The organism is Sporomusa sp. GT1 (genome assembly GCF_014634905.1).
Classification (GTDB): Bacteria; Bacillota; Negativicutes; order Sporomusales; family Sporomusaceae; genus Sporomusa; species Sporomusa sphaeroides.
Genome location: NZ_BMBX01000004.1, coordinates 231,146 through 241,173, shown reverse-complemented (window position 1 = coordinate 241,173; position 10,028 = coordinate 231,146). Strand labels below are relative to the sequence as shown.

Annotated in this window: 11 protein-coding genes; 5 read left to right on the top strand and 6 right to left on the bottom strand. The window is 49.7% G+C overall.

Annotation, left to right across the window (positions count from 1 at the left end; genetic code table 11):
• Positions 1-310: 310 nt before the first annotated feature.
• Positions 311-457, bottom strand: a complete 147-nt coding sequence (locus GT1_RS08595; RefSeq protein ID WP_188398351.1) for a hypothetical protein — start codon at positions 455-457, stop codon at positions 311-313.
• 71 nt (positions 458-528) lie between these two features.
• Positions 529-759, bottom strand: a complete 231-nt coding sequence (locus GT1_RS08590; protein ID WP_075756270.1) for a hypothetical protein — start codon at positions 757-759, stop codon at positions 529-531.
• A gap of 171 nt (positions 760-930) precedes the next feature.
• Between GT1_RS08590 and GT1_RS08585 the strand changes: the two genes are divergently transcribed.
• The 3 genes from GT1_RS08585 to GT1_RS08575 all read left to right on the top strand — a co-directional run bounded on the left by GT1_RS08585 (position 931) and on the right by GT1_RS08575 (position 3,627).
• The gene (locus tag GT1_RS08585; RefSeq protein WP_188398350.1) at positions 931-1,605 is read left to right on the top strand and encodes a hypothetical protein; all 675 of its coding nucleotides are present in this window, start codon (positions 931-933) and stop codon (positions 1,603-1,605) included.
• 109 nt (positions 1,606-1,714) lie between these two features.
• A complete protein-coding gene (locus tag GT1_RS08580) occupies positions 1,715-2,680 on the top strand; it encodes a 3'-5' exoribonuclease YhaM family protein (RefSeq protein ID WP_188398349.1) in 966 nt (321 codons plus the stop codon).
• A 182-nt stretch (positions 2,681-2,862) separates the two neighbouring features.
• On the top strand, positions 2,863-3,627 hold the full coding sequence (locus GT1_RS08575) for a hypothetical protein (RefSeq protein ID WP_188398348.1): 765 nt from the start codon (positions 2,863-2,865) through the stop codon (positions 3,625-3,627).
• A 69-nt stretch (positions 3,628-3,696) separates the two neighbouring features.
• On the opposite strand, the gene GT1_RS08570 is transcribed toward GT1_RS08575, so the two are convergent.
• Complete coding sequence (locus GT1_RS08570; protein ID WP_188398347.1) at positions 3,697-4,035, bottom strand: hypothetical protein; 339 nt, start codon at positions 4,033-4,035, stop codon at positions 3,697-3,699.
• A 107-nt stretch (positions 4,036-4,142) separates the two neighbouring features.
• On the opposite strand from GT1_RS08570, the gene GT1_RS08565 reads away from it, so the two are divergent.
• Positions 4,143-5,318: a DNA polymerase IV gene (locus tag GT1_RS08565; protein WP_188398346.1), complete on the top strand. Its 1,176-nt coding sequence runs from the start codon at positions 4,143-4,145 to the stop codon at positions 5,316-5,318.
• Between the two features lie 23 nt (positions 5,319-5,341).
• Here the strand turns inward: GT1_RS08565 and GT1_RS08560 are convergent, their stop codons facing one another.
• Positions 5,342-5,659 (bottom strand): hypothetical protein, encoded by a 318-nt coding sequence (locus GT1_RS08560; RefSeq protein ID WP_075756264.1) that lies wholly within the window; start codon positions 5,657-5,659, stop codon positions 5,342-5,344.
• Between the two features lie 151 nt (positions 5,660-5,810).
• Between GT1_RS08560 and GT1_RS08555 the strand changes: the two genes are divergently transcribed.
• Positions 5,811-6,938, top strand: coding sequence for a M20/M25/M40 family metallo-hydrolase (locus GT1_RS08555; RefSeq protein WP_188398345.1), 1,128 nt, complete (start codon positions 5,811-5,813; stop codon positions 6,936-6,938).
• A gap of 71 nt (positions 6,939-7,009) precedes the next feature.
• Here GT1_RS08555 and GT1_RS08550 read toward each other — a convergent pair whose 3' ends face one another.
• Together GT1_RS08550 and GT1_RS08545 are read right to left on the bottom strand one after the other, a co-directional pair.
• Positions 7,010-8,080, bottom strand: a complete 1,071-nt coding sequence (locus GT1_RS08550; RefSeq protein ID WP_188398344.1) for a tetraprenyl-beta-curcumene synthase family protein — start codon at positions 8,078-8,080, stop codon at positions 7,010-7,012.
• A gap of 103 nt (positions 8,081-8,183) precedes the next feature.
• Complete coding sequence (locus GT1_RS08545; RefSeq protein ID WP_223226127.1) at positions 8,184-9,722, bottom strand: Ppx/GppA phosphatase family protein; 1,539 nt, start codon at positions 9,720-9,722, stop codon at positions 8,184-8,186.
• Between the last annotated feature and the right edge of the window lie 306 nt (positions 9,723-10,028).

Genomic DNA, 10,028 nt, shown 5'->3' with positions numbered 1-10,028 from the left:
AGCCTTACACCCTGTATTCTAACAGGAGGTACTTTTTTGTTCAAAACTCTTTTTTGTTCGTTACAGGAATGCTCCTCGGTAAGAACAGTTCCCTTGCCTTGGCAGGCGGGGCAGGATTCTTTGCCAATTTTTCCGGTCCCCTTGCAGGGAGCGCAATGTTGTTCTAACTGCAGCTGGTTTTCGATTGTATAATCCTCCCTTTAGGCTTTTACTTTGAATTTCTCATAGTTAGCCGATAATGTCAAGCTGAAAAAGAAAAAGCAGACCAGGTTACTGTTCCATAGCCTGGTCTGCTTCTTTATGCCAGCCATTACTCTGCCGGATGATTGTCCTCAAATACCTTGGGCCGGGGCTTGAGCGGCTGCTCGTATTCCCAGGGACCGTCTTTTTGTTTTACCGGCTTGATTACTGCGAATTTTTCCGTAAAGCTCTGCTGGTCAGATTTGTCAGCCTTCACACTACCACCTCCGGTGTTAGTGTATCCTGATTTTTGTTATTATACGAGAAGCTGAGGCAATAAGCACAAAGCTATGCTTCACTTTCGGCGCTGCCGGTGCTGTCGCCAGGGCAATCGCTCAGATCAGATTCCGGCTCGCTGTCAGGCAGGCGGCCGTTGTTTAGCTGTCCCAGCAGTTCAATAACCTGCTTGTTTTGGGCAATGATAATTTCCTGGTTTTTTGCTATTCGCTCCAGCGGTGCAAGCGCAACTTGAAATTTCTCCACAATGTGCTTAATGATTTTGTCATAAGAAGCCAACATAATACCCCCTTTACGTTCTTGGTATAGTCTATTGCAATTAGCTGGAAAAGGTGAGTATTTTATTAAGAGACTGTCCAGTCGCCATTTACAATGTCGAATTTTGTGATACAATGGTGAACACAGATACTTGGGACCTATTTCTAAGAATACATAGTATTATGAGGAGGTAAAATGCGTAAAATCATCGCAGCACTAACCATGGGACTCGTCCTGACAGCAACTCCGGTTTCAGCATCGCCGACGGCGGTATTTGAACAGGGAGCCATTATCCTGGAACTTGGCAGTACCTTAAATTCCAAGGTGAAGGGACAAGGCAGTTTCAATGTCGAAGCCGATGGCGATTTTGGCTACAAATATTCGATAACTACCGGCTTAAGCGATAAGTTTGCTTTGCAATACAAGCAGGGTTATTTCCGGTCAGAAACAAAAACCATTTTGGTGCCTGGCAAAGGCTCACTGACTACCTATGCCAAGTCTGAGCCAATGGATATAAACTTGCTGTATAAGGTAAACCCTACGATCTCGCTGCTTGCAGGGTATGAACATAGCAAAATTTCTTATGGAGACTATGTTGCTGCTGCTTCCCATTCGACGTTTCATGTTGGGTTAACTGCTACTCACAAACTGGATGATAAGGCTACATTATTTGCTACTGCGGTTAGAGGCAGCGGCGCATCCCTGAATGAAGCAGGTATCAGCTATAAGCTGTCTGCGGCCAGTGCGTTCACTGTATCCTACGCGGAGCGTAAGGTGAAAGATGTAGACTTGAAGATACTTACCGCTCCAACCCAGAAAGCCGACTATACCATGACAGGTATTACCTGTATGTTTGGCACCAGGCTATAATACGAAACAAAACAAGTTCTGCACACTGTGCAGGACTTGTTTTGTTTCACCTCGAATGTATGTAGGATAATTTTTCTAATAAGAGTACAACAGGGCAGAGGAGAACGAAATGAGACTCGGGGAAGTAACGAAACATCCCAAGGGATTTAGAATAGCCGGGATCTATCAGGTAGCCAGATTTGAGGTTAAAACCGCCAAAAACGGCAAGGCTTACGGCGATTGCGTTGTGAGTGATCCTAGTTTTGATATACCGGCAAAATATTGGGATATACCGGCTGAGAGCGCTGCGCTGTTTCAGCAAAACAGCATCCTGGGCCTGGAAGCCACGCTGGATTATTTTAAAGAGAGCCCGCAGCTGACTATTGACAGGGTGTATGTGCCTTCGCCGCAGGAAATTGATCAGTCGCTGCAAAGTTTGGGGCTGATGGCCCCGCGGGATATTGGCGGCATGTATCAGCAGCTGGAGGATATTATCGCCGGTGTGCGCCATAACAGGCTGCGGCAAATGCTGGTATGGATTTTTTCCACCAACACTTCCTTTGCCGAACAGTTCAAACGCCATCCGGGAGCGGTAAGAAACCACCATGCCTATATTGGCGGCTTGCTGCAGCATACGCTGGAGGTGGCGGAAGCGGCTTTGGACCAGTGTGCCCGTAATGACCGGATTAACAAAGACCTGTTACTGGCGGCGGCCCTGGTTCATGATATCGGGAAGGTCCGGGAGATTGCGGTCGATGCCCTGGGACTGCCTGTTGGCTTTACGAAAGAGGGCAAGCTGCTGCGTCATATTTCCCTGGGAATGGAGCTGGTGGGGCAGGCTTGCCGGGAAGCGCAGGTTGAGGAAGAAGTTGATGTAATCCTCAAACACTGTATTCTTTCCCACCATGGACAGGCCGAGTGGGGCAGTCCGGTAGCACCCATGCTGCTGGAAGCCGAGCTGCTGCACTATCTGGATAATCTTAGTGCCAAAACCGAACAATTTGTCCGGGAGCAGGAACGGCTGGAGCCCGGCGACTTTACTAAAAGTTATGTTTTGCGGCGGGAAGTATACCGGACAAGTTTTGCGGGTGACTGACCGGTCTGCGGGCATACTAACAATACCCGCGACAGGCAGAGCAGGAAGTGAACTCGTTTCAGCAAAGCTGAAACATCGGGGGTTCAGGTGGAGAGTCTGCTCCACCTGAACTGACGCCGCCTGTAGCGGCGGGAGTATTGATTCAGAGTATAAGATAAAGAGTATATAATGGTGGTGTTGATTTGATGGATACTAAGCTCTATTACGAACAGGTTGTCCGTGATATATACGAAGCCATCGGACGCGGAACCGCGGTGCAGACGCTTGCTGTCAGGCATAATTCGCTGCTTCAGGGCAAGACTTCAGAGCATCAGACCGATGTCTACTGGGAATTTAACGATGGCGAACTTACCTACAAGACCGTCATCCAGGCCAGAGAAACGGCAACTCTTGATGAACTGTTCGCCCTGCTGCGGATTATCAGGGATATTCCCGGGCACACAGTAGGGGTGCTGGTTACCCAGCCTGTATATAAAAAAGATATTAAAGATATGGCGGACTCTGCCGGAATTATCCTGTATGAATTGTTTGCGCCTGCGGCTCAGGATATAGTAGAGCCGGTCATTGAGCATGTACGGATTAATGTGGACAAGGAATGGGTCAAACACGAGAAGGAAAAGGCAGGCATCGGTGATGAGCAGGTGCAGGTCATGAAGCAGCCAAAGTATGCCTTTATCTATGACGGACAAGGCCATTGCGTGGATTCGGTACAAGGTATATTTGACAGCTACAGCAAACAGCGCCGGGGAATGCCTGCCGGTGAAAAACAGGCCATTGCCCATACCTTCCACTCACCGGCTTTTTTACAGACAAACCATGCGTTAGTACCTTTTGTCAAACTGACCAGCATTGAATTCGACCTTGAATTTGTAAAGGTCAATGAGTTGCCGGGCGAGGAAATGGTGGAGTACATTTTGTCTAAGGTATTCCGGTATTTCGGCCGATAATACAGCAGCCGGCATTGCGCCGGTAAGCAAAAAAAGTCCCTGCGGCTTGCCGCACAGGACTTCTTGAGGTTAGTTAAACTTAGTTTCGCCAAACGGGATATTAAGAATTTTATCAAGGCTGTCTGACAGGTGGATATTAAACAGAAAATCCTGCTTATTCATATGTACGGTTTGATTGTTATCAGGCCGGAAATCGATGGCGGTTATCGGCAGTCCGTCACCCAGGTTGATAGACAGGGTGCGATCAGATTTTATCACCATATAGTCAGAAAGATTCAGGAGAGTAGTTACAGGCTTTTCGGTTTTCCGGATGGACTCCGACCAGATAATTGGCTGAATCTGTGCCGAAACAGTGGGAACCAGGGAAACCACAAAGGCTAGTAAACATAAACCAATTTTCCATTTCATGATAAACCCTCCTCCTGCTGAATAAAGTGTATCATATATGGGGTGAAAATCAAAGAAAATAATATGGCCCCAGGGGTTCTATGATATAATGAGCAAGAGGTGAGGTCATGGAGCAAAAGCGGTCTCGCTGGATACTTCATTCAGACGCAGATTGTTTCTATGCCGCGATTGAGCAAAGGGATCGCGGGTATCATGGCAAGCCGGTTATCGTTGGCGGCCTGGAAGGCCGTGGTGTTGTCGCCACCTGCAGCTATGAGGCCCGGCGATTCGGTGTGCATTCCGCCATGTCTATGCGGGAAGCAAAACAGCGATGTCCGCAGGGAATATTTCTATCTCCCGACATGCGGAAATATGCGTATGTATCTGAGCAAATCAGGCAAATCTATGAGAGCTTCTCGCCTTTGGTGGAGCCGCTTTCCTTAGATGAATGCTTTATGGATTTGACAGGCATGGAACTGCTTTATCCGGGCGGCGTCGCAGACATTGCCTGCAGAATAAAAGACCAAATCAGAAAAGAAATAAACATTACCGTATCAATAGGTGTATCGCACAACAAGTTTCTGGCAAAATTAGCATCTGATTTAAAAAAACCGGATGGCTTGGTGATTATCAAACCGGGCGAGGAAATTGACCTCCTGGCACCTATGCCGGTAACCAAGCTGTGGGGTGTCGGTGAGGCAACGGCGCGCAGCCTGAAACATATCGGGGTGAAAACAGTTGCGGATGTACGCACTCTGGATAGCACCGTCCTTGAACGTTTGCTGGGAAAGTACGGAGCCGAGCTGTTTAAGCTGGCCTGGGGAAAGGATGACAGACCGGTAGTGCCGGACAGGGAAGCCAAAAGCATTGGGAGTGAAAACACCTTTTTGCAGGATATATGGTCGAAAGAAAATATCGAGGCAGAATTGCTGGCGCTTGCTGAAAAAACAGGCTGGCGCTTGCGGCAGGCCGGATTAAGCGGCAGGACGGTTACCGTAAAGATTAGGTATTCGTCCTTTCATACCATAACCAGGAGCCTGACCTTGCAAACCCCCGTTAACTTGGATGAAGTGATCTACGAAACAGCGAAAATGATCATGGAGAAGGTCCCCATACAGGAAGGTGTCAGGCTGCTTGGCATTACCGTCTCCCATCTCAGCGAAGGCTGTAATCAACTGGATTTGTTTAATGAAGTAAACGAGAAGCGGGAAAAGGTTACTGCTGTAGTAGATCAGCTCAAGGGACGTTTTGGTCATTCGATAATTATGCGCGGAAAACTGCTGGAGCAAAGAACAAACAAATAAAGCCAAAGCAGCAGGACTGTTACCTACAACCGGGGGCGGCGTGCCAGCCGGTGACGCAGGGTGTCGATAACCTGGCCGGAGTTTAGACCGGTAATATTGAGCATAATAGTGGCAGGATGGTCTGCTATGGGTTCATGATAGTTCCCGATGCTGATATCGGCAGGCTCGGGGTGAGTTGACAGCAGCGCCTCGGTGCCGGGGCGGTAACTGGTGTATAAATAAGCGTCAACTGCCTGTCCGGGCCGGGAATGGCAGGTACTGTCAACTATCCGGAAGCCCTGGGCGGTAAGTTCGTCAGCCAGTCTGGCGCAAGGTGTGGCTAACATGATGGTTTTTGGCATGATAAGCACCCTTTCTGCAATAAGCAGCGAACCAAGTTATTGGGAGCGTCAGCGACGCCAAAACTTGTGTGAGTCGCTTAGTTCCAAGCGGAGCGCGGAACTTCCTATAGTATGACTGGGTGCGTCAATAAATATGTAGGAGGAGTTGTATATGATTAACCGTAAACGGATGCTTGACGAATTTTTCGAACTGGTCCAAATTAAGTGTTCCACCCGGGCGGAACGCCAGGTGGCCGATGTAGTAAAACAAAAACTGGCAGATTTACACCTGGAGGTTTCCGAAGACGACGCCGGTGCCAAGATTGGCGGCAACTGCGGCAATGTACTTGCATACCTTCCCGGCACAGTGGCAGAAGCGCCGGCGCTTCTGTTTACAGCCCATCTTGACTGTGTTGAACCTTGCGGCGGTATTGTCCCGGTGCTCAAAGACGGGATCATTACTTCGGCCGGGGATACAATACTCGGGTCTGACGACAAGTCGGGAGTGGTTGCCATCCTGGAGGCACTGCGTCTGGTCAAGGAGCAAAGCATTCCTCACGGTAATATTCAAGTGGTCTTTACGGTAGCAGAGGAAGGCGGTCTTAACGGCTCGAAAAGCTTGAATCCGGCGCTGCTCAAGGCTGATTTCGGCTATGCTCTGGACTCCAGCGGCTTGCCGGGTGAAATTGTCAATATGGCTCCCGGTCAAAACAAGATTGATATTACTGTTTATGGGAAAAAGGCCCATGCGGGTGTTGCCCCGGAAGAGGGCATAAACGCCATTGTATTGGCAGGTAAAGCGCTGGCACAGCTTAAAGACGGACGCATTGATTCGGAAACTACGGCCAATATCGGTGTTATCCAGGGGGGGACCGCGACCAATATTGTGCCCGATGTGGTTGAAATTAAAGCCGAAGCCCGCAGCCGCAATAAAGAGAAATTGGCTGCACAAACCGAGCATATGCGCCAAGTCTTTGAAGAAACTGCCAAAGCGGCCGGCGGCCGGGCCGAAGTAGTTATTGGCAAGGAATATGACGCCTATGTACTGCCGGAAACAGCACCGGTGGTGGTACTGGCCCGCAAGGCGGTGGAAAGTATTGGCCTCAAACCTGTCATTAAGGCAACCGGCGGCGGCAGTGACGCCAACTATTTTAACAGCTACGGGGTGCCGACAGCGGTACTGGGTACCGGTATGTCCAAGGTGCATACCACCGACGAATTCATCAGGGAAGAAGACCTGTACAATATTGGCGAGCTGGCGCTGGCAATTATCAAAACTGCCGGACAGAGCAAGCAGTAAGAGAACCATTACTAAAAACAATAAAGTGAGATTGCTTGGCGTTCGGCGCAGCAAGCAATCTCACTTTTTATTTACAGCAAATTCTTTTTTCTAAGCAAGCGGCATAGTCGGTACATCAAGCGGGGGTAAAGCCCGGCGGCGCGCAGCAGACTGTCGCGGATAGCGCGGGTTGGTGCCACATCGGCTTTGGGGTCGGATAGATACATAGCCAGTAAGCCGTCAACCACTGTCTGGGGAAAGGCTGCCTCCGGCAGCCCGTGGGCCTGAGTCCGGGCCTGCTCGGTAAAGTATGTCAGCCGTGCCAGGGTTTCCTCCGGACTGGTATAATAAAATACGAAATTAAGGTCGCCGCCTAACCGGTCTTCGGCCTCATCTATGAAATAATCCAAGAGAATATGCAGGCCGTTAATCCAGGGAAAATAGGCTGCGGCAATTTGGCTGACAGCTTGCGGGGTCAGGCTGGGATTGTGAGCGGCGGCGCTGAGCATAAACATACCCAGCGTGGAGCCGGTGGCGGCCGCAAATTCCCAGGGGGTAAGCTCCGGATAGCCGGGGAGATGCCGGTTTATCCAGGTTAGCATTTTTTCTTCCCGAACCGACGAGTCCAGGTGCTTATAGGTTTGCAGCTCACTGTATAATTCAGCCTGACGGAGAATTTCCGTTTTGACCAGGTGGTAGGACGGCAGCTTTGCTACTTCCTGCCGGCAGGTCATGACCAGCTTGGGCAGGTAGCCGCCATCATCTTTATACGGATAGGCGGCATAATAATCACTAACCGGTCTGTCCGGATCAAGCGCGTCAGTCATGGCCAGATGCAATTGGCGAAAGGCTGCTTCATCGGCAATACCGGCCCGGTCGCACAGGTTATCCAGATAATCGCTGATGGTCTGGAGTGCTACGACCAGCCGGACAAAATCGCGGGTGGGCACTCCTTTGTACAGACTATAGACACTGCCGCCCTGGCAATGAAATTTTTTCGACTGTATGCTGGCCAGAGCCTGGTCGGCCAATTCGCGCATACCATGTTCGGTTGCATAGCTATGCCAATTGTCTAATTCATGATCAACAAGCGGAAATACCTCGCGGATAAATTTTGTTAAAAGTGTAAGACTTGAGGCTGTGGCAGTCAAAGATGGGGGCATACCGTTCCTCCTATTCGCAGCAGTCATGCTTATAGTCTTACTGTAGTATTATTCTAGATTTTGGTAAATATGTACGGCAAACAGATTTTTAGCCGGCACCGGGTTACTCGATAATCAGATCAAACCCCAGTTCTTTTTTAAACCACTTGCGGTGCTGGGCTGCGGCCTGGCGTTCAATGCTTACCGGGTCATCGGTGATCAGCTTTAACACGGCCTGGCTGCCGGTGATCGAGGGTTCAACATCCTGTACCAGGCCAAGCTGGGTTGTTTCCAGACTTTCGGCCAGCGCCAGGAGCAGGGCCATTTTGCGGGCTGTCTGCCAGTTATGCTGGTCAAGAAATTCGCTGTAGATTTTGTTGCGGACATATTTGGCAGAGGCGCCGTTATGCCAGCCGGCCACTACGGCCACCAGCATCTGCTCCCGGTGGGTCAGGCCGAATAAGCGGGCATTCTCAACAAGGTAGGCGCTATGGCGGGCATGATCATAGTAATTGATGGTAATGCCAATATCATGCAGCAAGGAGGCTACCCGGAGCAGTTTCCGGTCCCGGCTGGTTAACCGCAAAATCGAGTGCCATTTGTCAAACATGGTCTCGGCCAGTCTGGCTACATGCTCGGCATGGGCTTCATTGCCTTTATAAAATAATAACATATTGCGGGTGGAGTGCAGCAGAATATCGGGAATGAGTCCGGGCTGCTGCTGCTGGGCCAGGTAATGCTCCAGGAACATGCCCTCACGCACGCCACAGCCGCTAATAATAATATTGGTGGCTTGCGATACTTCGAGCAGTGCTTTGACAATGGTTGTGCCGGCGATAATAATATCAGCCCGCTCACTGCTTAGGCCGGGGTACTTGCGGCGTTGGGCCATATTGGTTTTAACCAGTCCCCGCCACACCTCGTCAAAGGCCATGGAGCCAAAGCGGTAGTTATGGACTTTGGGAAACGGATAATTTTTTTGTTTTTGGTCGATTTTGGCAATATTCCGGGCGGTACCGCCGACACCTACGATGGGAAGATAGAGGCGTCTAAGCCAGGGCAAGCGTTCCAGGTGGCTGATTATATACTCGCGCATGGCGGCGAGTTGTACCTCGCTTGCTTTGTCCTGGGTGCTAAAGCGTTCTGTCAGATTGACGGCACCAAACGGCAGGCTGGCAACCGCGGCCGGCAGGCGGTCTTTGATCAGGGTTACTTCGGTGCTGGCGCCGCCTAAATCAAAGAGCAGGGCGTTGTCCACATCCAGGGTATTAATGATGCCGGTATAGCCCAGATGGGCTTCCGTCTCGCCGCTGACTGCTCTGAGCGGGATACCGGTATGCTGATGCACCAGCTCAAGAAACTCATTGCCGTTTTTTGCATTGCGCACGGCGGCGGTGGCTACCGCCAATATCTTATCCACGTTTACCAGCTCACACATATGGGCAAAAATTTTCAGAGTACCAATGGCACGCCACATGGCCTCATGGGTAAGTACGCCTGTTTCGGACATGCCTTCGCTCAAGCGTACCGATTCTTTTTGGTTATACACCAGATTATAAGCGCCATTGTGGTAAATGTGCATAACGATCAGACGGGCTGAGTTTGACCCCAGATCAATGATTGCTACCCGTTCGGTCAAAGTAGTTTCAACTCCTAACTGCATTTGCGTACAGGATATTTAGTAACATATTCGCTATGATTGGTAAAAACCTTGCTGGCATTCTTCTACATAATATATTTTTTTTACGCCTATGAAATGAGTCATACTTAGCTTTTCCATTAATGGTGTTCAATATCTCCGATTAGCAGTAAACTCGGCAGTTTACTCTTGGGGATTGACAGTCCCTTAAAAAAGTACATATAAATGTAGCATAATGTTTGCTCTGAAGCAAGTGTTATGCTACATTTGAGACATAGAAAGGCGGTGAATACAATGTGATCAACCGGTGGGACATAATAAAGACTTGGT